The organism is Brevibacillus sp. B_LB10_24 (assembly GCF_046036945.1).
GTDB lineage: Bacteria > Bacillota > Bacilli > Brevibacillales > Brevibacillaceae > Brevibacillus_C.
In genome coordinates this window covers 71,240-93,270 of record NZ_JBJQOQ010000019.1, presented here as the reverse complement: position 1 = coordinate 93,270, position 22,031 = coordinate 71,240, and the positions used below count along the sequence as shown (strand labels likewise).

Sequence of the window (22,031 nt, the reverse complement as noted above, 5' to 3'; positions counted from 1 at the left end):
GAGGGCCGTCCCTCAGTCATCTACAATGACTTTTGGGACACCCTCGTCATATCCGATCGATTCACCTAAACTGCGACAATGCCGCAAAATGCCCTTCCACTGAATGGTACACCTGCTCGAACAACCCGAACAGCTCCTGATAACGGCCTGTTTGCGACCGGTCAGGCGAATAGATTTTGGCGATGTGCACCATCGCAGCCGATTCATCCAGCGAATCAATCGCTCCTGTCGCCAGCATAGTCAGCATCACCGCTCCCAGGCAGGCGCTTTCCGGCGAATCGGGGACATGTACCGGAATGCCGAAGACGTCTGCCGCAAGCTGCAGCCAAAACGGGGAACGCACAAAGCCGCCCGTGGCAAATAACTGCTTGATCTCCTGCTCATCCGTCTGCAGAGAGCGAAACACGCTGTAGGCGCAGAATATCACTCCCTCCAGCACCGCGCGGAGAAAGTGCTCGCGGCGATGGTGCAAACCGGCGCCGAAAAAGACGCCGCGCGCCTGGGCATTCCAGTATGGAGCCCGCTCACCCGTAAGATACGGCAAAAACAGCAGTCCTTCGGAGCCTGCCTTGAGCCCAGCTGCTTCCCCTATCAGCTCGTCGTAGCTTTTCGAATCGTTCGCTCCCGTGCAGATGAATTGATCGCGGAACCACTGCAGGGAGAGGCCTCCGTTGTTAAAGGGACCGCCCGTAACCCAGCGTTCGGCGGCAAGCGCGTAACAGAACGACTTCATGTCCCGATCGGTCCGCGGCGTCCGGCTCACCGTCCGAACCGCTCCGCTCGTCCCGATCGTGATAACCGCCGTCTCCTCGTCGCTCGCCCCTGCACCCAGATTGGCCAGCACACCATCGCTCGCCCCTACGACAATCGGCGTGTCCAGCGGAATGCCCAGCTCATCGGCCAACTGCCGATTTTGGATGGACAAAATCTCCGTGGTAGGCACGGGATCGGACAGCTGTTCCCGGCGTACCCCTGCCAGTTCGAGGGCCTGCCTGTCCCAATCCAATTGATGGATGCCGAACATCCCCGTCGTAGAGGCGATCGAGTAGTCTACGACGTAGGACTGGCACAACTGGAACAGCACGTATTCCTTTATCGAGAGAACCTTGTGTGCTCGCTTGAGAAGCTCGGGGGAGAAGCGCGACATCCAGCGCAATTTGGTCAAGGGGGACATCGGATGGATCGGAGTGCCCGTCCGGTGATACAGCTCTAACCCCGGTTCGCACCTGATCTCCTCCGCCTCTGCCGCACTCCGGCTGTCCGCCCAGATGATGCACCTCGTCAACGGCCGGTTCGCTTCATCCACCAGAATCACGCTGTGCATGGCGCTGCTGAAGCCGATTCCGCCCAAAACGCCCTGCATAGCGGCGGACGACTTCAGCAGCTGCTTGATCACCTGCCAGACTGCGCGGGAAATCTCCTCCGGCGATTGTTCCGCAAACGAGGGCATGGGTTGATAGATGGAGTACTCAGCCTGCTCGCCGGCGAGAATCTCTCCGGCAGCGTTCGCAATGATTCCCTTCGTGCTAGTAGTGCCGATGTCGATCCCCAGGTAGAATATTTGCTTTCCCATTTGTTCTCCCTGCCTACACCTTCTCTACGGCATGTCCGCCAAATTGATTCCGCAGCGAGGCCACCACTTTTCCATGAAAAGTATCTTCCTGGAGCGAACGATATCGCATTAACAGCGACATTGTAATGACAGGCGCTGCAATCTCGAACTCCATCGCCGTTTCAGCCGTCCATTTGCCTTCTCCGGACGAGTACATGACCCCTTTGATAGAAGACATGTCGGGATCCTGCGCAAAAGCCTTCTCCATCAGTTCCATCAGCCAGCAGCGGATGACGGACCCGTTGTTCCACAGGCGGGCAACCTGTTCGTAATGATAGGTAAACGGCCCCTTTTCAAGGATTTCAAAACCTTCTCCGATCGCTTGCATCATTCCGTACTCAATTCCGTTGTGAACCATCTTCAGGAAGTGGCCGGAGCCGGCCGGGCCGGTGTACAGAAATCCGTCCTGCTGAGCGATGTCCCGGATCAATGGTTCTACCGCCAAATACGCGTCCTTGTCCCCGCCAATCATCAAGCACAGTCCGTTGATCGCGCCTTCGATCCCTCCGCTCGTTCCCACATCGAGAAAACGAATGCCGTCCTCCTGAAGCTGCTCGCTTCTGCGGATCGAGTCTTTATAAAAAGAGTTTCCACCGTCTATGACAATATCACCAGGTGATAGGAAAGGCTTTAGCTGCGAGATCAGAGAGTCGATCATCTCGCCTGCCGGGACCATCAGCCAAATCGCTTTCGGTTTATCGGACAAATTCCCGGCCAACTCTTCAATCCCATGGCAGCCGATCCCGCCCTTTTGCTTAAAACGCTCCACTGTTTCCTTCGATACATCGTATCCGACGACCGTATGGCCTTTCTCAATCATGTTGCATCCCAGATGAAAGCCCATTTTCCCAAGTCCAACGATTCCAATTCTCATAGTTTCACCGTCCAACATCAAAGTAGCCTCACTTGTGTATTCACGTTTCTGCTGTCAATTCTTCATTTTTGGGTCCAGGGCATCTCGCAAGCCGTCTCCGAACAGGTTAAATCCGATGACGCTTAACATAATGGCAATCCCGGGCGTCATCACGGCCCATGGCGCCGAGGTGATGTATTCGCGGGAGTCAGCCAGCATTTTCCCCCACTCCGCTTCCGGCGGCTGAGCGCCCAGTCCCAAAAATCCCAGGGCTGCCGCCTCCAGAATCGCCGAAGCGATCCCCAACGTTCCTTGCACGATCAACGGCGTCCAGCTGTTAGGCAGGACATGCCGAAACAAAATCCGCCACTGTGACATCCCCTGAGCCCTGGCAGCCATGATGTACTCTTCCTGTTTTATGCTTAGCACCTTGGCGCGAATGATCCGTCCGTACATCGGGATGTTGACGATGGCAATCGCCAGCAGAGCGTTAAACAAGCCCGGCCCCAAGATCGCGACGATGGCGATTGCCAGCAAAATGCCGGGGAAGGCCAGCATGATATCGAAAAACCTGGAGATAACCGTATCGATCTTTTTTCCGAAATAACCCGCTACCAGTCCCAGAAATGCACCGACGATCAGCGACCCAATAACCGAGAAAAATCCGATCGTAAGCGAGATGCGCGCACCGTAAAGAACCCTTGAGAAAATATCGCGGCCGGAGTCATCCGTCCCCATCCAGTGGTCTGCTGACGGGGGTTTCAACGTGTTGGAGAGATTTTGCGCAATGGGATCATAGGGAGCGAGGAGGGGCGCCAGAATTCCGATGACGATGAACAGAACGATCAGCCCTCCGCCTACCATTGCCGCCTTTTGCTTGCGCAATCGTCTCCAGCTCTCTCTCCACGGTGTCCGCTTGGTTGACTTGTCAGAAGAAATTGGATTTGTCTGCTGGGCAGCCGGTTCCAATTGCATAGTTGAACCCCCCGTTACTTATACTGAATTCTTGGGTCAAGATAGGTGTACAGCAAATCGACGATCAAATTCACAACGATGAAAATAACGGCGAGCACCAGAATTCCTGACTGGATGACCGCGTAATCGCGATAACCGATGGCGTTGTAAATGTATTGGCCCACGCCCGGCCAGCCAAAGATCGTCTCTGTCAGCACCGCTCCCCCGAGCAGCCGGCCCACCTCCAGGCCGATGACCGTCATGACGGGAGAAAACGAATTCTTCAAGGCGTGCTTGTACACGACAAAAAACTCGTGCAGCCCTTTGGCTCTGGCGGTGCGAACGTAGTCGTGCTTGAGGATTTCAAGCATGCTGGAGCGGGTCATCCTGGCGATATACGCCATCGGAATGGTTCCCAAAGCCACAGCAGGCAGGATTAGGTGTTTTATCGACTCCCAGAATTGGGTTATATTCCCTTTTAAGAGTGTATCGATCAAGTAAAAATTCGTGATCGTCTCCACCTGTACTCTCCCATCCATCCTTCCGAGTACCGGCAGCCACTGCAGCTTAATCCCAAACAGCCACTGTTCCAGCAATCCGAGCCAAAAGATCGGCATCGACACCCCGACGAGCGCGATGATCATCGGCATGTAATCCAGCCAGGTATTTCTCTTCCATGCTGAGACGATCCCGGCATTCACCCCGATGACAACGGCAAATATCATTGCGAATAGCGTCAATTCGGCAGTGGCAGCCAGATGCGGAACAATTTCTTCGATAATGGGTTTTTGCGTCAACAGCGAGGTTCCCAAATCGCCTTTCAACAGTTGCCAAACGAATTGAAAATACTGTTGGTATAACGGTAAATCAAGCCCCAATTGATGCCTTAGCTGCGCAATCGCTTCGGCACTCGCCTGTTCGCCCAGGATGACCTGCGCCGGATCACCGGGAATGAAGTGAATGATCGCAAAGACGATGATGGAAACACCGATCAGTACAGGGATAAGTTGAAAGATTCTTCTGGCCACATACTTAACCACTGGTTTACCCCCATTTATCCGTATAGTGAAAGTCGCCTTACATTAAATGGCACGCAACCTGATGCCCGTTTTCAACCTCTCTGAACTCCGGCCGCTCTGTCTTGCAAATGTCCATGGCATACGGACACCGCGGGTGAAATGCGCAGCCTACGGGAGGATTGATCGGACTGGGGACGTCACCATGAAGGATGATGCGTTCCCGCTGCCAGTTCGGATCAGGTACGGGCACTGCAGACAACAGGGCCTGCGTGTAGGGATGCTTGGGGTTTTCATACAGCTTTTCGCAGTCCCCCTGCTCGACGATCCGCCCCAGATACATCACGCCAATGCGATTGCAGATATGGCGCACGACGCTCAAGTCGTGTGCGATAAACAGATAGGTCAGCTTGTACTGCTGCTGCAAGCTCTGCATCAGGTTGATCACCTGTGCCTGGACGCTCACATCGAGGGCCGAGACCGGTTCATCGGCGATAATCAGCTTAGGGCGAAGCACCAGAGCCCTGGCAATGCCCACGCGCTGCCGCTGCCCGCCGCTGAATTCATGGGCATACCGGTTGGCGTGACTCGGATGCAAACCGACTGCTTCCAGGAGTTCGCCCAGCCGCTTTTTGCGCTCTGCCTTTTCCTTGATGCCGTGCACGATCATCGGTTCCTCCAGGATTTGCCCGATCGTCATTTTAGGGTTCAACGAAGCGAACGGGTCCTGGAAAATGATCTGCAGATCCCTGCGCACCCGCTGCATCTCCTTTTCCGGCAGGGTGACCAGATTTTTGCCCTGAAACAGGACTTCTCCGTCTGTCGGGTCGGTCAAGCGAAGAATCGACCGGCCTGTCGTAGACTTTCCGCAGCCGCTTTCCCCTACCAGGCCGAATACTTCGCCCTCCCGGATGCGGAAACTGACGCCGTCCACCGCTTTGACGTATCTCGTCTCTTTCTTGAACAAACCGCCTTTGTCAATGGCGTAATAGGTTTTCAAATTGTTTACTTCCAACAGGGCCCTGCTCATTTTCTCGCCTCCATGTCAGTCCATCGCTCCGCGGGGAGCCTCGGAATGCTCCTGATACAACCAACAGCGTACTTCGTGCATCTCGTTCTCTTCCAGTCGTGTCAGTTCCGGCTCCGCCTGTCGGCAGATGTCCGTCGCGTGCGCGCATCGCGGGGCGAACTTGCAGCCCTTGGGCAGTTCCGACGGTATCGGGACATTTCCGGGGATTGCATCCAGCTTTTCTTTCCGTTCATGGAGTGTCGGCATCGACTGCAGCAGGCCAATCGTGTACGGGTGTTTGGGACTGGCAAACAGGGTTTGAACATCGGCTTGTTCCACCACTTTGCCTGCGTACATCACAACCACCCTGTGGCACATTTCCGCGACAACGCCGAGATCATGCGTGATCAGCATGATCGCCGTACCCGACTCCCGTGAGATTTTTCGCATCAAATCCAGAATTTGCGCTTGAATCGTCACGTCCAGAGCCGTCGTTGGCTCATCGGCGATCAGCAGCTTCGGATTGCACGCCATCGCCATAGCGATCATCACCCGCTGACGCATTCCGCCTGACAATTGATGCGGATATTCGTGAATCACCTGTTCGGCTCTCGGCAGCCCGACTTGTTTCAACAGTTGGATCACCCGTTCGACCGCCTGTTTTTTCTTCAACCCCATGTGGAGCTGCACCGCTTCGCACATTTGGTCGCCAATTTTAAACACGGGATTCAGACTGGTCATCGGCTCCTGGAAGATCATCGCGATCTTGTTTCCTCTGATGGAGCGCAGTTCTTTTTTGCTCAGCTCCAGCAAATTTTTGCCTTCGAACCGTATTTCCCCTCCGACAATCTTTCCGGGAGGAGAGGGGATAAGACCCATGATGGACAGCGAGGTGACGCTCTTCCCGCATCCCGACTCGCCGACAATGCCGAGAATCTCGCCCTCGTTGATCTCGAAATCGACATTGTCTACTGAACGAACGACCCCTTCATCCGTGTGAAAGTATGTTTGTAAGCCTTGCACAGACAGCAATTTACTCAACGGTCCATCCCCCTTCCGCTCTTCCTCGTTCATGTTGTGAAATCTTATTTGACTAATTTGAAAGCAAGATGAAGGAAAGCCTGCACACCGATAACCAGCGAATCTTCGTCGATCGCAAAGCGCGGGTGATGGTGCGGATGGACAATTCCTTTCGACACATTTCCCGCTCCTACCCAGAAGTAGGTCCCGGGCGCTTTTGCCTGAAAGGCGGAAAAATCTTCTCCTCCCATCGTTGGAATCATCGGCTGCACCGCTTCCTGGCCGAACGCCTCGATCAAGGTTTCCTTGACCAGTTCTGCCGTCGCCTGATCGTTGATGACCGGATCGTGTCCGTGTTTGTAGCTGAACTCGTAGGTTCCGCCGTGGGCTTCAGTAATCCCCTTGACCACCCGTTCCATCATCCCGGGCACATGCTTGCGAACTTCGGGATTAAATGAACGCACCGTCCCTGCCAGTTCTACCGATCCGGGAATGACGTTGAATGCGGAGCCGCCCATGATCTTCGTGACGGAGAGGACCAGATTTTCCAGCGGATCCGTGTTGCGGGAGACGATGTGCTGCAGATTGGTCACCACTTGCGCCGCGATCGCCAGGCTGTCGATCGCATCGTGCGGCTGGGCAGCGTGTCCGCCCACTCCGATGACGGTAATCGAAAACTCGTCGGAAGCGGCATGGGTAGGTCCCGCTTTGATGTTCAGATTGCCCACTTCCAACGGGGAGTGAAGATGCAGGCCGATCACCCGGTCGACACCTTCCATCACGCCGGCATCCACCATCTGCTGCGCGCCGCCCGGCGCCTGCTCTTCCGCATGCTGAAAGAGGAAGCGAATCTCCCCTTGCAGCTGATCTTTGAGCGATGAAAGGATTTTTGCCGTACCCAGCAGGATTGCCGTATGACCGTCGTGTCCGCAGGCGTGCATGACCCCCGGATTCTCAGAGACAAAGTCGCAGTCGTTCTCTTCGTGAATCGGCAGCGCATCGATATCCGCCCGGATCGCCAGGGTCTTGCCCGGCCGAGGGCCCTTCAGCTTCGCCATGACGCTCGTTTCTGTAGGGCGGGACAGCTCCAGTCCGTCAAAGGTTTGCAGCGTATCGCAGATAAATTGGGAGGTATGCTTTTCCTGAAAGGACAGTTCCGGATGTTTGTGCAGATAGCGTCTCCAGCCGATCAAATCATCCTTTATCTGCTGAGCCAGCTCGGCAAGCGATTCCTTCGAGATCTCCATAAAGTACACCCTTTCTTTCCCCTTTTTTACGGTGGGCATGAGATGAATGATCCCGCCCAATCGGTTTGTCCGTTTGGGCGGGGCAGCAGTTCACTTCGCTTTATTTCACAATGTCGACGTCGGTCAGCTGCGGGCCGTACGTCACTTGCGGTACATATCCGGCAACGCTTTTGCTTGCAGCTCTGACAGGCGTTGAGTGAACCAGCGGGTTCATCGGCGCATCGTTGTAGATAAGCTCCTGCGCTTTGTTGTAAAGCTTGGCTCGTTCAGCCTGGTCATTCACTTGCAATGCCTTGTCCAGCAGTTCGTCTACCTCAGGATTCTTGTAGAGCGAGACATTGTTCGTCGGTTTTGCATCGGTTGAGTGAAGCAGCGTATACATCAGGGTAGTCGGATCCCAAGTTGCTGCGGACCATCCCAAAAGACACATCGGCGCTTCGCCGTTATTCGTCTTTTTGATATAGGTCGCCCAGTCATACGTAACGATTTTGGCATCGATGCCGATCTGCTTCATATTGGCTTGAAGCGCGGCACCGATTTTTTCCGGCTGCGGCATGTACGGGCGGGCGACCGGCATGACCCACAGCTCGGTTTTGAAGCCGTCTGGATAGCCTGCTTCTGCAAGCAGCTGCTTGGCCTTTTCGAGATCATTCGGATAGGTTTCCAGGTCGGTGTTGAGCGCCCAGCTCTTGGACGGCAGCACCGTGACAGCCGGTTCTGCTTGTCCGTAGTAGAAGGCGTCGATCAGCCCTTGCTTGTCGATCGTCATGCTGATCGCCTGGCGGACTTTTGGATTGTCAAATGGTTTCATCTGTGTATTAAAGGCCATATAGCCGACGTTATTGCTCGGGCTGGTATAGACCTCCAGATTCGGGTCGCTCTTCAGCGACTCCACATCCGACGGACTGACTCCCTCCATCAGGTCGATCTGCCCCGTCTTGAGCGCATTCAGTCTGGCGGAGTTGTCCTTGATGACCTGAAACACCAGCTGATCTACTTTCGGCAGGCCGCTGACGCGGTATTCAGGGTTTTTCTTCAACACGATCTTGTCGTTCGGCGCCCAGCTGACAAACTGGAAGGCTCCCGTTCCGACCAGCTGATCTTTAAATTCGCCGTTGTTCTTCTTCATGCTTTCCGGTGAAACAATGCTGTACTGCGGCTCGGTCAGCATGGCGATAAACGGTGCGAAGGAGTGGGCCAAGCTAACTTCAACCGTGTTCTCGTCCACTTTCTTCACGCCGCGGATAACGGATTTTTCGTCTCCCTTGAATCCGCCCATATCGGTCTGGAAGATCGAGAAAGCGCCATTGTGATAAGGATGATCAGGATCCCACCAGCGTTCGAAGTTGTACACGACCGCGTCTGCGTTAAACGGCGTGCCGTCGTGGAATTTTACGCCTTCCTCCAGGTGGAAGGTAACCGTCTTTCCGTCTTCGCTAATTTGCCAGCTCTTTGCAAGCAGCGGCACGATTTCGCTCGTTCCTTTTTTGTAGGTTACCAATGTTTCGACGACTTCCTCGGTGACCCGGTTGGTCTCGTCGTCTGACGACTGGGCAGGATCAAGCGTTACGGTGTCGCCGCCCCGTCCGATGACGAGAATTTTTTCTCCCTGGGTCTGTCCCTGGCCGGCCGCTGCCGAATCGCCAGGCGCATTGCTTGACGAACACCCTGCCAGCATTACCATGGCAGACAGAATGGCGGCCAAGACTGGTTTATGATACTTCTTCATAATGCAACCTCCTTTTCATACACCCCAAAATGATAGCGTTCACATAATTTCTGCTATTTTCGGATTTTTTGCCCCCCCTATGTCTGTCGCTTGTCAGAAGTTGAAAGAGTAAAACAACTTCCTCAATTCGAAACCTATTATATAAAAATATATTACATTTTTTCAATAGACGAAGAAAATTTTTTTCTAAAACAAAAAAGATCTCCATATTTTTTCCTGTAAAACTATTATACAAAAAATTATTTTCGTTATGTAAAAGAGTATATTTTACCATTTTCGCATGAAAGCAACAAAAAAAGCTTCCTTACCTTTCCAAAAGTCAGCAGGAGCCTCGCAAAAATCTGAATTGATTGACTTTATTTCGGAAAATATTTTCAAAAACAAAAAAAGCTTTGCTATTCAATAGCAAAGCTTTTCATCAGGTCGTTCATGGTATTAACAGCACTTTGCCTGTTGTCCGGCGCCCCTCCAGAAGCTCGTGAGCCCTACTCGCTTCCGTCAGCGGCACTCTTTCCCCGATGATCAATTGCAATGTCCCCTCAGCCACATAACGCAGCAACTCCCGTACGCTCTCCCGATACATAGCCGGACGCTGCATGATTCGCGTCAACCAGAAGCCGACAACACTGGTATTGCGCTGCATCAGGACAGACGGATCAAACTGGGTGGTTTCGGCACCCGCTCGGCCGTAGATGACGAGGCGCCCGAACGTCGCCAGACAGCAAATGCTTTTTTGGAAAAACTCACCCCCAACCATTTCCAGAACGATATCAACGCCTTTTCCATCGGTGTGTTCCGTCACCTGGTCGTTCCAATCCGCCGCTGAATAGTTCACCCCGACATCCGCTCCGAGAGAGAGGGCCAGCTCCAGCTTCTGCGAACTGCTTGCCGTCGCGATCACCTTCCCTGCTCCCCACAGCTTTGCCAACTGAACAGCCAGTGTTCCCACGCCTCCTGCTGCGGCGTGAACCAATACAGACTCACCTTCAGAAAACTGTCCTGACGTGCGCAATACGTGGTAAGCGGTAAGCCCCTGAAGCAGCAAGGCGGCAGCCTGGTCAAAATCTACCTGTTCGGGAATGGGAAAAACGGCATTTTCGGGGAGAGTCACGTACTCTGCGTAGCCCCCGCCGCCGGTTAAGGCAACGACCCGATCCCCCACACGGAACTGGGTGATCTCAGGTGATACCTCGGTAATCACCCCTGCCACCTCTGAACCGGGAATGTAAGGAAGCGGGGTTTTCGCCAAATAGCGGTTTCGGCGGCGCATGGTGTCCGCAAAGTTTACCCCGACAGCTTTGACCTGTACCAACACCTCACCCGGTTTTAGGGTTGGCACGGGGATATCGACCACCTGCAGCACATCAGGTGTTCCATACTCCTGAAATTGAATCGCCTTCATTCACGCTCATCCCCCTAACTGTTCTGTCCGTATGGACCAGCCTCTGTCGACAAGCACTTCAGTACCTCGGAACCTACATCGACTCTCCCAGTTTTACATGCCCTTTCAGCAGGTTTCGGGAAATGATCAGTCGCTGTATTTCATCTGTCCCGTCGTAGATTCGCCACAGCCTTGCTTCCCGGTACCAGCGCTCGATTGGCAGTTCCTTGGTATAGCCCATCCCGCCGTGGATTTGCAGAACGCGGTCGACAACCCGATTCCCCATGTTGGCGCCAAACAGCTTTGCCATGGAAGCGTAATGGCGATTGTCCATGCCCTGATCCAGCATCCAGGCGGCGTTAAAGACCAGCCATCTGGCCGCTTCGATTTCAACCGCCGAATCGGCAATCATCCACTGAATCGCCTGCCGCTCTGCGATTGGCTGCCCGAATGTCACCCGCTGCTTGGCGTAATCAATCGCCATTTGAAGCAGGCGTTCCGCGGCGCCAACCGCTCGTGCTCCGACAATCCAGCGGGCAAATCCAATCCACTCCAGACCGAGTTGATACCCTCCGTGCAATTCTCCCAGGATATTTTCTTCCGGCACCCGCACATTGTCAAAGATCAGGGAAGCAGGGCCCCACTCTCCCATTGTATGGATGTACTCCGATTTCCAGCCCATGTCACGGTCGACGAGGAAGCAGGTTACGCCGCCTCCCTGTCCCTGCTGTTTGTCTGTGACCGCAAATACCATCGCAAAATCAGCTTCATTTCCGTTGGTAATAAAGACTTTTTCTCCGTTTAATACCCACTCGTTTCCGTCTTTTTCCGCCCGCAAGTTGATCCGCCGGGTATCTGAACCCGCTCCCGGCTCGGTAAAGGCAAAGCAGGAAATCCTGTCACCGTTGATGGTCGGAATCAGGTACTTCTTTTTTTGTTCTTCATTGCCGTAGTAGAGGATATTGTCGGCATAGCCGCCAAAGTTGAAAGGCACAAAGGTTCTGGCCAATTCCATCGCGACGATTGCCTGCATCATCTGCCCCAGGTTTGCCCCGCCGTACTCCGCTGGCGTGTTGATGCCCCAAAACCCGAGATGCTTTGCTTTTAATTGGAGTTCTTTTTTTTGCTCGGGAGTAATGCCCGGTTTGCCCTCTCTTTCATTTCGCAGCACGTCCGGCTCAAGGGGCATCAGTTCCTTTTCAACGAATTTTCTGACCGTTTTTTGGATCATCTTCTGTTCTTCGTTTAACCGCATATGCATGGTATCGTCTCCTTTTTTCTATAGCTCATCCTGGCGCTTGCAATCCACCCGTCACTCTTTGACAGGAAGTGGAATTTGTACGAATTTGCCCTCTTTCATGGTTGTTGCACGCGGAATGACGATCAGCGCTCCGTCTTCTGAGAAGCCTTTGGCCAGCGACGGCAAGTCGTCATCAGAGAGCTGTTTGCAAGCCTCATCGAGCTTCGCGCGGATAGCAGCGGCATCATCCGTCGTTCCCGCCAGTTCCATCGCCTTGGCGAATACGTGCATAGCCATGTAGTGGTACGCCACTTCAGAGGTAGGGACTTTGTCCGCCCCAAACTTCTCTTTGTACCTTTCTACGAATTTTTTTGTCCCCTCGGTCGGATGCAAGGAAGCGGGATTCACCCCGATAAAACCTTCCAACATGTTCGGATCTTTCAAAATCGGTTCCATCTCTTCTACTTTTGCCTGGTCCATTACGATGATTCCGCCGTGAAACCCCTGATCACGCGCGGCTTTGATCACCAGTGCCGTCGGCTGGGAAGCGCCGCCGACAAACAGCACATCGGGCTTTGCGGCAAGCGCCTTCGTCACAGCAGGGGCGAAATCGCTTTCTTTATTGTAGTCCACCGGATTTTCCGCCACGATTTCCCCGCCCAGCCCGGTCCAAGTCTGTTTAAACAGGGCGCTCCAATCTTTGGCATACTGGTGGGTGCCAGGTACGAGAGCTGCCTTTTTGCCAAAGCGGTTCATCGTTTCTTCCGAGAAGGTTTTCGGATAGTTGTCATAGCTGGGAGGGATCCGGACGGTCAGGGGGTTTTTGGCTTCCGTCACTTTTGGCTCGCTGGTATAGGCCGCGATCAGGAATTTTTCTTGCACGTTGAAGGTTTGCAGGGCAAATACACCGCCCGAATGCGGAGTAAAGATAATGGTCGCTTTGTTTTCAGATCTCAGCCGGCGGGCATTGGTCGCCGTTTCGTTTGGGAGGTACTTGTCATCCAGCGCTTCCAGCTTCAGTTTCACCGTATCTGATCCTACCTTGATTCCGCCAGCGGCGTTAATGTCATCGATTGCCATTTGCAAGCCATTCAATGTGTTTTTTCCATAAAGGGCTTGGCCGCCGCTCTGAGGTCCGGACCAACCGATGGCAACTTCTCTTGCTTGCCCGCTCCCGCCGCTGCCTGCGCTTTCACCGCCTGAAGCGGCCTGGTTGCCGCACGCCGTCAGAAAGAACAGTGAAGCAGCGGCAGACAAGGCAAGCAGTACATTCCGTTTACTTTTCATTTGACCCTCTCCTTCTGTTCCCATTGATCTTTCACCCGTCAGGCACCCAAGTATGCCCGTCTGACTTCTTCATTGTTTTGCAATCTGCCGCTTGACCCTTCCAAAACAAGCCGGCCGTTCTCGATGATGTAGCCGCGGTGGGCAATCTGCAGAGCGGCATGTGCATTTTGCTCCGCGAGCAGGACGCTCGTTCCGCTGCGATTGATGTCGGCGATGGTCTGAAACATTTGTTCTACGACCAGGGGAGCCAGTCCGATGGAAGGCTCATCGAGCAGCAGCAGTTTCGGTCTTGCCATTAAAGCGCGGGCGATGGCGACCATTTGCTGCTGGCCGCCGCTCAGAGAGCCTGCAGCCTGGTCTTTTTTCTCATACAAGATGGGAAACAATTCAAACATGCGCTGCAATGACCTCGCCTGCTCCGCTTTGTCCTTGCGGTGTACAAAGCCGCCCAGGATGAGATTTTTTACGACGGACATTTCCAGAAAAAGCTTTCTGCCTTCCGGGCACTGGGCGATTCCGGCTCTGACAATCCGGTCCGGCGACCATCCCCCGATCTGCTTCCCGTGAAAATGAAGTTCGCCCGAAGCCGGCTTTACCAGGCCGCTGATCGTCCGAAAGATAGTGCTTTTTCCCGCGCCGTTCGCTCCAAGCAGGACGACGAGTTCCCCTTCGTTTATCTCCAGGTTGATGGAATGAAGCGCTTTGAAGCTGCCGTACCTGACGGAAACATCAACGAGTTTGAGCATCGCGGGCACCTCCCAGGTATGCTTCAATCACTGATTCATTTCGGCTGATTTCTTCCGGTGTGCCTTCCGCAATCTTCGCCCCCTGGTTGAGGACCATGATTCTGTCGGCAAGGTTCATGATCATCTGCATCTTGTGCTCGATGATGCAAACTGTAAGACCCGCTCGTTTCATTTTTTTGATCAGATCGGCAAGACCGCTTGTCTCATCCGCATTAATGCCGGCTGCCGGTTCGTCCAACAGCACGAGTTTTGGATCTGTAGACAATGCCAATGCGATTGCTACTCTCTTCTGCGCTTCCTGCGGAATACTTGCCACCGGCCGGTTGGCCAGATCAGAGGCTCCGACAAAATCGAGCACTTGCAGCGCCCTCTCCCGGCATGCCGCTTCTTCTGTCCGGTAACGCCTGGTCCGAATCACGGCATCCCAAAAACCGCTTCTGGTCCGCAGCCGATGACCGATCATCAGGTTGTCGATGACGGTGGCCTCGGCAAACAGTTTCGTGGTCTGAAATGTGCGGGCTACCCCTATTTTCGCCATATGATAAGGCGGCTTTTTGGTTACGTCCCTGCCTTCAAGCAGCAATCGGCCGGAGGTAGGCCTGTGGAACCCGCTGATCAAATGGAAAAATGTCGTCTTTCCCGCCCCGTTCGGCCCGATGATCGCGGTAATTTCACCATGGTTGATGGTAAAATCAACGGCATTGACAGCCGTATTGCCGCCGAAACGCTTCGTCAACTTCTCCGCTTTAAACATCCAGTTCCCCTCCCGCGAGCCGCTGGTCCCGCATCCCCGGCCGTTCAATGGAATTTTCTTGCATTTCCTGCTCCCACTGCCGTTTCATTTTTCGCCGGACAAAAGCTCCGATAATGCCGTACGGGAGGAACATCACGAGAATGACGAGAATGGGACCGAAAACGATCATGCGGTACTCCTGCCAGGATTGCAGCCATTGCATCAAGACGGTCACCAGCGCGGTTCCAACCAACGGTCCCCAGAGCGTGCCGATTCCGCCGACCAACAAGTACAGCAGCATGTCGAACGTGTGCTCCACATTGGCGATATCAGGTCCCAGAAAGCGGATATACCCCGCATACAAAGCTCCTGCCAAACCGGCCAGTACGGTCGAGTAGACAAAGGCGAGGATTTTGCTCTGCATGACGTTGATGCCAACCGCTTCCGCCAGTTCTTCGCTGTTCCGGATCGAGAGGAACGTTCGCCCGACCAGCGAATGAACCACCCGGCGGTTCACAAAAAACGTCAGCATAAGGAAGAATAGAATCAAGTAGTACTGGGCTGAAATGTTCGCAAATTCAAACGATCCGATACTCGGAGATGGAATGCCGAGCAATCCGCGGACCCCTTCTGTCAGCGATTCCCACTTCTCGATGATCAGCAGGATGATGACGCCGACACAGAGAGAAAAAATCGCAAAGTAATGTCCTTTCAAGCGAAGCGAGATAAGTCCCACGACACTGCCTATAAGCCCGGTCAGCACAACGGCGATCGCAAGTGAAGGGAGAAATGGCATTTCCGCCTTCGTCATCAATAGACCGAATGCATACGCCCCGATGCCGAAAAAACCGGCGTGTGCCAATGACAACTGTCCGGTGTATCCGGCGATGATGTTCATGCCGCTGACAGCGATCGTCCAAATAAATATTTTTACAAAAATATCCAGGTAATAGGTATTGGAAGTGAGCAGGGGAATTGCCGCGGCAAACAGGATCAGCACGGGGACCGCAAGTTTTGAAACCCGGTGATATACCGGATTTTTTTTCATATTATCGGGCCTCCTTTGCAAACAACCCAGTCGGTTTCACGGTCAGGATCAGCACCAGGATGACGAACGCTGCCAGGTCCTTGTATTCGCTGTTGATGTACGTCCCTGAAATGCTTTCCGCCAATCCGAGGATGTACCCGCCAAGTACCGCACCGGGTATGCTCCCCATCCCTCCCAGGACGATGATGACAAACGCTTTGAGATTCACCATCGCCCCCATCGAAGGGTAGACCAGGTTGATCGGGGCAGCCAGTGATGCTGCGGCAGCTGCCAGCCCGGACGCGATCCCAAACGTCAGCAGCGATACCTTGTTGGCATTGATCCCGACGAGGAAGGCTCCTTCCCGGTTTTGCGCCATCGCTTCGATTGTCGAGCCGATAACCGTTCGTTTCAGGAACAGGTTAAGCCCGATCATCAACACGATCGCGGCGATGATGATGATCAGCCGCTGCTGTGTGATCGTGAGCCCGAATATGGAGATGGTATCTTCATACGGCGAATCGAGTCGGTGGTAATCCGAGCCCCACATTTTGCGGGCGATCGCTTCGATAAACAGCATGACGCCTACCGCTGCAATCATCGAGTTGATATGGGGGGCGTTCTGCAGCGGCCGAAACACCAGTCGCTCCAGCAGCATCCCGATCAAGACAAGCGCTGCTACCGAGACGAGAATGGCCGGCCAATAAGGAAATCCGTACATCGTCATCATAAACAGGGTCAGGTAAGCCCCCAGCATGTACAGGTGACCGTGGGCAAAGTTCGGCAGCTGCATGATCCCGTAGATCAATGTGATGCCGAGGGCTACCAGGCTGTATATACTGCCGAGCACCAGGCCATTGACGATCTGTTGAAAGAATAATTCCACTTCCATCACCCCTGTTTCTTGGCTTCCTCCGCTAATACCCGGCGCAGTATTTTTCCGACCGCTGTCTTCGGGAGCGACTCGCGGAATTCGATCAAGCGCGGCACTTTAAAGGCGGCGAGGTGCTGCCGGCAGAAGTTTTCGAGTTCCTCAGGCGCGGCACTTTGTCCGGGTTTTAGGACGATAAACGCCTTTACCGTCTCCCCGCGATACTCATCGGGCACGCCGGCAACCACCGCTTCCAGGACAGCGGGGTGCATGTAGAGCACCTCCTCGATTTCCCGCGGATAGACATTGTATCCGCTCACGATAATCATGTCTTTTTTGCGGTCGACAATGTAAAAGAATCCGTCTTCGTCCATTCTGCCGATGTCGCCGGTGTAGAGCCAGCCGTCGCGAATGGCGTTTGCGGTTTCTGCCGGCATGTTCCAATACCCCTTCATCACTTGCGGCCCCCGTATCACCAATTCCCCCACTTCACCGATCGGAAGCGTTCGCGTACCCGTCGCGTGGTCGACAATCCGCGCTTCCGTACCGGGCAGCGGCAGACCGATGCTTCCCGGTTTTTTCGAGGAGTTGCGGGGATTGGAGTGGGTGCTGGGCGAAGCCTCTGAAAGCCCGTACCCTTCATACATGTTGGCTCCCGTCTTTTGTTCAAAGGAATGCATCAGCTCTACCGGAAGCGGGGCCGAGCCGCTGTTGCAAATCCGGATGGCGTCAATTCCGTACTGATCCGCGTCCGGATACGAATTCAGCGCGACGTACATGGTCGGGACACCGGGGAAATAGGTCGGCCTGTGCTCTTTAATCGTCTCCAACACTTCACGTACGTCGAACCGGGGGAGCAGGATGACGTTGGTAGCGGTCAGGATTCCCAGATTCATCCCACAAGTCATTCCATAGACGTGAAACAGGGGAATGACGGTCAAAATTTTGTCTCCCTCGGTTAACGGCTGTTCGCTTCCCAGTTCTTTGCCCTGCTGGGCATTGGCAACCAGATTGCGATGCGTCAGCATCGCACCCTTGGAACGGCCCGTGGTTCCTCCCGTATACTGCAAAACGGCGACGTCTTCCTCCGGATCGACCGATTCATCCGGTACAGGCTGAGCTGCATCGAGAAAGCGATCCCATCCGATCGCATTTTCTTCAAGCTCAAGGCTGACGGGAGCTAAAGAGACAACAATGACTTTTTTCAGATTGGCATACCCGGCAATCTTGCGCACATTGGCGTATAGATCGGCGAAGACAAACAGCACCTCGGCACCGGAATCCTGCAGGATATACTCAATCTCCCGTTCGGCATACTTCGGGTTCACCTGCACGACGACGGCTCCCCGCCGCAGGACGCCGTAAAAAGCTGCCACATACTGTGGGCAATTGGGCAGCATGATGCCTACCTTGTCGCCTTTTCCGACTCCGGATTGCGACAAGGCTGCGGCCACTTTTCGCGTCATGTCCTGCAAATGCCTGTAGTTCAACTGCAGCCGGTAGAACGTGATCGCCGTCCGATCCGGGTATTGATCCGCTGTCCGATCGAGCATTTGCGGAAGTGAAATCCTGTCGTACTCGAAGGCTTTTCCCTTCCCGTAGCTTAATCCGTCAAAAACAGTCACATGGGCCATGTGAATTCCCCCTTTCCCGTTTTTCAAGGATTTGAAAGGTACATGCGTCCGTTATGTCGCCGTCACCCCGCCGTCAACGGCTAGCACTTGCCCTGTTATGTAGCTGGCTGCATCGGATGCGAAGAACAAGGCGGCTCCTTTCAGGTCGTTCTCTCCGCCAAATCGGCGCATTGGCGTTCGTTCAAGAATCCGATCCCCAAATTTTTCCAGAAGGCCGGTAGACATTTTACTGGGGAAGAACCCGGGAGCCAAAGCATTGACGGTAACCCCCTGATCAGCCCATTTAACGGCTAAATCTCGTGTAAAGGAGATTACGGCTCCTTTGCTGGCGTTATAGCCAATCGCATTCATGTAGCGCGGATCGCTGCCGACCAGACCGGCGACGGAAGCGATGTTTACGATCCGTCCGTACTGCTGCGCCACCATTTCGCGTCCAACTGCTTGCGACATTAAAAATAAACCAGTTACATTTACCTGCAGAATCTGATTGAATTTTTCTAGCGGGTAGCTGTCGAAAGGGGCCCCCCACGAGATCCCCGAATTATTAATCAGGATGTCGATCTTGCCAAACACCCTTTTGGTTTCCTCCACCACCCGCTGGACATCTTCCGGATTGGTTACGTCGCACGCCAGCGACAAGCTTTCTCTGCCTGCTTGCTTGATCACATCAGCCACCCTGTCGCACGCTTCTTTTTTTCGGGAGCAGACCACAACATCAGCGCCGGCTTCTGCCAGTCCAATCGCAATCTGTTCGCCGAGGCCGCGTCCTCCTCCCGTCACAATGGCAACTCTTCCGCCAAGATGAAATAACTCTTGAATATGCATGGAATCCCTCCTCTTCTTTTACGGCACAGCTAGAATCCATTCATCGCGATCCGGTTCGCTTGATGCATAAGGCTCTCTACAACCCCTCCAAGGCGTTCAAATCGCGGATCATGGGTTTGCCCCATTTTCCAGCGATAAAAAATTTGTTGGCAGATGACCGCCACCTTGTAGTACGCATACGTCAGATAAAAATCAATCTCGCTCAGGTCGCGACCGCTTTTGGCGGCGTACAGTTCAAGAAATTCGCGGCGTGAAATGAACCCCGGCAGCGAGGTGACGGAAGTGAAACCGTTTCGCAGCTGCTCTGCGTCACCTGCCTCATCCCAGTAGCTGACCGTGATCGCCACATCGGAAAGCGGATCCCCGATCGTCGTCATCTCCCAGTCCACCACGGCGACCGCTTCTGCCGGATCCGCCGCGGAAAAGATCATATTATTCAGCTTGAAGTCATTGTGGACAATCGTGGCTGGTGGTGATGTCGGAAGGTGGTCCAGCATCCACCTGGCCGTTTTTTCGACCACGGGTATGTCGTCTGTCTTCGCCCGTTCATACCTTCCGATCCACCCCTGTACCTGGCGCTCCATAAAACCCTCCGGCCGTCCGATGGCTCCAAGCCCCGCTGTTTTCCAGTCAAGAGAGTGAAGCCGGGCGAGCGTGTCAACGGTTGATTCGGAAATCCGGCGGCATAATTCCGGGGAGCACTCTACACCTTCCGGCCACTGGCGATCGAGCACAATTCCTTTTTTTCGTTCCATCACATAGAAGGGCGCCCCTACGATGGAGTCATCCTCGCAGAAGACATACGGTTTTGGCGCAAGCGGAAACACTTTGTGGATCAGCGACAAAATCCAGCTTTCCCGCTTCATGTCATGGGCCTTCGGGGCAACCGGTCCGAACGGCGGGCGGCGCAAAACCGCTTCCCAGTCGCCGCAGCGAAGCAAATAGGTCAGATTGGAATGGCCTGCCGGAAATTGCTCCACTTCAAGCGGCGCATCCGGTATCCGGGCAATATGTTCCCGCAAGAAATGCTCTACCTTTTCGGCATTCAGTTCTTCACCGGGCCGAACCGGGATGGTGTCTTGAGGTGTTCGTTGGGTCAAATTCGCTCCTCCTTTCATCGTCTTCGCACAAACGCTCTTCCGGATTCGGATTGTCCAGTCGCCCACGATCGCCTGCCAGGCGACTTGTTTATATGGCTTACAACTTATCGGAATACTCAGCCAACTCCAGTTTTGCGATGGCCCGCTTGTGCACCTCGTCCGGCCCGTCTGCAAGGCGCAGCGTTCGCGAGTGGGCCCACATCGAAGCCAGCGGGAAATCATCGCTAACGCCGGCCCCGCCATATGCCTGAATCGCTCGATCAAGCACGCGAAGAGCCACATTGGGCGCCACCACTTTTATCATGGAAATCTCCTTTTTCGCCTGTTTGTTCCCTACCGTATCCATCATATAGGCAGCTTTCAGCGTCAACAGGCGCGCTTGCTCGATTTCAACGCGGGACTGTGCGATCCACTCTTGAATAACTCCTTGCTGGGCAAGCGTTTTTCCGAAAGCGGCCCGATTTTTTACTCGGTTGGCCATCAGTTCGAGCGCTCGTTCCGCTACCCCGATCTGTCGCATGCAGTGGTGTATGCGCCCTGGCCCCAAACGGCCCTGCGCAATCGCAAATCCCTTCCCCTCTCCCCACAGCATGTTGGAAGCGGGAACACGCACGTTGTCATACGTTATTTCTGCATGTCCGTGCGGCGCATGATCGTAGCCAAAGACCGGAAGCAAACGTTCTATTTTGACTCCCGGAGTATCCAGCGGAACGAGAATCATCGACTGCTGCTCATGTTTTGCCGCAGTCAGGTCGCTTTTGCCCATGACGATTGCGATCTTGCATCTGGGATCTCCCGCGCCGGACGACCACCACTTGCGCCCGTTAATGACGTATTCCTCGCCGTCTCTCACAATGCTCGCCTGAATATTTGTCGCATCCGAAGATGCCACGTCCGGCTCCGTCATCGAAAAGCAGGAGCGAATTTTGCCGTCCAGAAGCGGAAACAGCCACTCTTCTTGTTGTTCCTTGGTGCCGTAGCGAACCAAAACCTCCATATTTCCGGTATCAGGTGCGCTGCAGTTGAAAACTTCAGGAGCGATGGAGGAACGCCCCATGATTTCGCAAAGCGGTGCATACTCCAGGTTTGTAAGCCCAGCGCCAAAATCACTTTCCGGCAAAAACAGGTTCCACAATCCAGCTGCCTTGGCCTTTTCCTTCATCTCCTCCATGATCGGCGGCTCAGTCCAGCGACTTTCGGCTTCATTCAGCTGTTGTTGGTAAACCTTTTCGTTCGGATACACGATCTCATCCATAAATTCACACAATCGCGCTCTCAACTTTTTTACCTTATCCGAGTACTCGAAGTTCATAAGCTCCTCCTCGTTCGATACCTACCGGTCAGTATCATTTTGAAAATTCTATCTATTTTATGTTATATTGTATGCCTTTTCCACATGCGAACAACATTTATTTTTCGCGCTTATTTGACAAGAAACGGGCGTGGTCACCGCATAAAATCGCCTGTTGAATGGGCCGCCGGCTTGCCGAGCGGCTCGTCTCTCTCCATTCTATGCAATTTCCGCTCCAAGCCTGTTTCACCTAAAAACTGCCGTTCACTGATTCAAGAATGAATGAAGCCAAGCTTTTTTTCTTGCCTGTTGCAGCAAACATGGTCTGCACTTTAGCGAATGGTCCGCACGTCACGAAAGGCTGCGTCCGGTTCGAATGGTTAAGTCATTTTTGTATCGCCGATTCACTTCTGTATCAGTGTTTTCCGCTGAGCATCATCCCTCCGGGCAAAAAAA

General features: G+C 53.9%; 19 protein-coding genes. All 19 read right to left on the bottom strand.

The window, feature by feature from the left end; all coding sequences use genetic code 11:
* Nucleotides 1-61: 61 nt before the first annotated feature.
* The gene (locus ACI7RC_RS17360; RefSeq protein ID WP_408109467.1) at nt 62-1,573 is read right to left on the bottom strand and encodes a gluconokinase; all 1,512 of its coding nucleotides are present in this window, start codon (nt 1,571-1,573) and stop codon (nt 62-64) included.
* Nucleotides 1,574-1,586: 13 nt separating this feature from the next.
* On the bottom strand, nt 1,587-2,486 hold the full coding sequence (gene gnd / locus ACI7RC_RS17355; protein ID WP_408109466.1) for a phosphogluconate dehydrogenase (NAD(+)-dependent, decarboxylating): 900 nt from the start codon (nt 2,484-2,486) through the stop codon (nt 1,587-1,589).
* Between the two features lie 54 nt (nt 2,487-2,540).
* Entirely contained in the window at nt 2,541-3,440 is a 900-nt protein-coding gene (gene nikC, locus ACI7RC_RS17350; RefSeq protein ID WP_408109465.1) for a nickel transporter permease, read from the bottom strand.
* A gap of 14 nt (nt 3,441-3,454) precedes the next feature.
* Nucleotides 3,455-4,459 carry an ABC transporter permease gene (locus ACI7RC_RS17345; RefSeq protein ID WP_408109464.1) on the bottom strand — a complete coding sequence of 335 codons (1,005 nt, stop codon included), beginning with the start codon at nt 4,457-4,459 and terminating at the stop codon, nt 3,455-3,457.
* 37 nt (nt 4,460-4,496) lie between these two features.
* Nucleotides 4,497-5,465 (bottom strand): ABC transporter ATP-binding protein, encoded by a 969-nt coding sequence (locus tag ACI7RC_RS17340; RefSeq protein ID WP_408109463.1) that lies wholly within the window; start codon nt 5,463-5,465, stop codon nt 4,497-4,499.
* Nucleotides 5,466-5,480: 15 nt separating this feature from the next.
* Nucleotides 5,481-6,485: an ABC transporter ATP-binding protein gene (locus tag ACI7RC_RS17335; RefSeq protein ID WP_408109462.1), complete on the bottom strand. Its 1,005-nt coding sequence runs from the start codon at nt 6,483-6,485 to the stop codon at nt 5,481-5,483.
* Between the two features lie 44 nt (nt 6,486-6,529).
* Nucleotides 6,530-7,711 carry an amidohydrolase gene (locus ACI7RC_RS17330; protein WP_408109461.1) on the bottom strand — a complete coding sequence of 394 codons (1,182 nt, stop codon included), beginning with the start codon at nt 7,709-7,711 and terminating at the stop codon, nt 6,530-6,532.
* 100 nt (nt 7,712-7,811) lie between these two features.
* On the bottom strand, nt 7,812-9,440 hold the full coding sequence (locus tag ACI7RC_RS17325) for an ABC transporter substrate-binding protein (protein WP_408109460.1): 1,629 nt from the start codon (nt 9,438-9,440) through the stop codon (nt 7,812-7,814).
* Nucleotides 9,441-9,867: 427 nt separating this feature from the next.
* The gene (locus ACI7RC_RS17320) at nt 9,868-10,842 is read right to left on the bottom strand and encodes a quinone oxidoreductase family protein (RefSeq protein ID WP_408109459.1); all 975 of its coding nucleotides are present in this window, start codon (nt 10,840-10,842) and stop codon (nt 9,868-9,870) included.
* A gap of 73 nt (nt 10,843-10,915) precedes the next feature.
* Nucleotides 10,916-12,082, bottom strand: coding sequence for an acyl-CoA dehydrogenase family protein (locus ACI7RC_RS17315; RefSeq protein ID WP_408109458.1), 1,167 nt, complete (start codon nt 12,080-12,082; stop codon nt 10,916-10,918).
* A gap of 51 nt (nt 12,083-12,133) precedes the next feature.
* On the bottom strand, nt 12,134-13,348 hold the full coding sequence (locus ACI7RC_RS17310) for an ABC transporter substrate-binding protein (RefSeq protein ID WP_408109457.1): 1,215 nt from the start codon (nt 13,346-13,348) through the stop codon (nt 12,134-12,136).
* A 38-nt stretch (nt 13,349-13,386) separates the two neighbouring features.
* Nucleotides 13,387-14,094, bottom strand: coding sequence for an ABC transporter ATP-binding protein (locus ACI7RC_RS17305; protein ID WP_408109456.1), 708 nt, complete (start codon nt 14,092-14,094; stop codon nt 13,387-13,389).
* The gene (locus ACI7RC_RS17300; RefSeq protein ID WP_408109455.1) at nt 14,078-14,848 is read right to left on the bottom strand and encodes an ABC transporter ATP-binding protein; all 771 of its coding nucleotides are present in this window, start codon (nt 14,846-14,848) and stop codon (nt 14,078-14,080) included. The genes ACI7RC_RS17305 and ACI7RC_RS17300 overlap by 17 nt, the downstream gene beginning before the upstream one ends.
* Nucleotides 14,841-15,875: a branched-chain amino acid ABC transporter permease gene (locus tag ACI7RC_RS17295; protein ID WP_408109454.1), complete on the bottom strand. Its 1,035-nt coding sequence runs from the start codon at nt 15,873-15,875 to the stop codon at nt 14,841-14,843. Before ACI7RC_RS17295 ends, ACI7RC_RS17300 begins: the two co-directional genes overlap by 8 nt.
* A gap of 1 nt (nt 15,876) precedes the next feature.
* Entirely contained in the window at nt 15,877-16,740 is an 864-nt protein-coding gene (locus ACI7RC_RS17290; protein WP_408109453.1) for a branched-chain amino acid ABC transporter permease, read from the bottom strand.
* Nucleotides 16,741-16,745: 5 nt separating this feature from the next.
* Nucleotides 16,746-18,359 (bottom strand): long-chain-fatty-acid--CoA ligase, encoded by a 1,614-nt coding sequence (locus tag ACI7RC_RS17285; RefSeq protein ID WP_408109452.1) that lies wholly within the window; start codon nt 18,357-18,359, stop codon nt 16,746-16,748.
* A 51-nt stretch (nt 18,360-18,410) separates the two neighbouring features.
* Entirely contained in the window at nt 18,411-19,184 is a 774-nt protein-coding gene (locus ACI7RC_RS17280) for an SDR family oxidoreductase (RefSeq protein ID WP_408109451.1), read from the bottom strand.
* Between the two features lie 29 nt (nt 19,185-19,213).
* Entirely contained in the window at nt 19,214-20,302 is a 1,089-nt protein-coding gene (locus ACI7RC_RS17275; RefSeq protein WP_408109474.1) for a phosphotransferase family protein, read from the bottom strand.
* A gap of 79 nt (nt 20,303-20,381) precedes the next feature.
* The gene (locus tag ACI7RC_RS17270; RefSeq protein ID WP_408109450.1) at nt 20,382-21,596 is read right to left on the bottom strand and encodes an acyl-CoA dehydrogenase; all 1,215 of its coding nucleotides are present in this window, start codon (nt 21,594-21,596) and stop codon (nt 20,382-20,384) included.
* Nucleotides 21,597-22,031 lie beyond the last annotated feature (435 nt).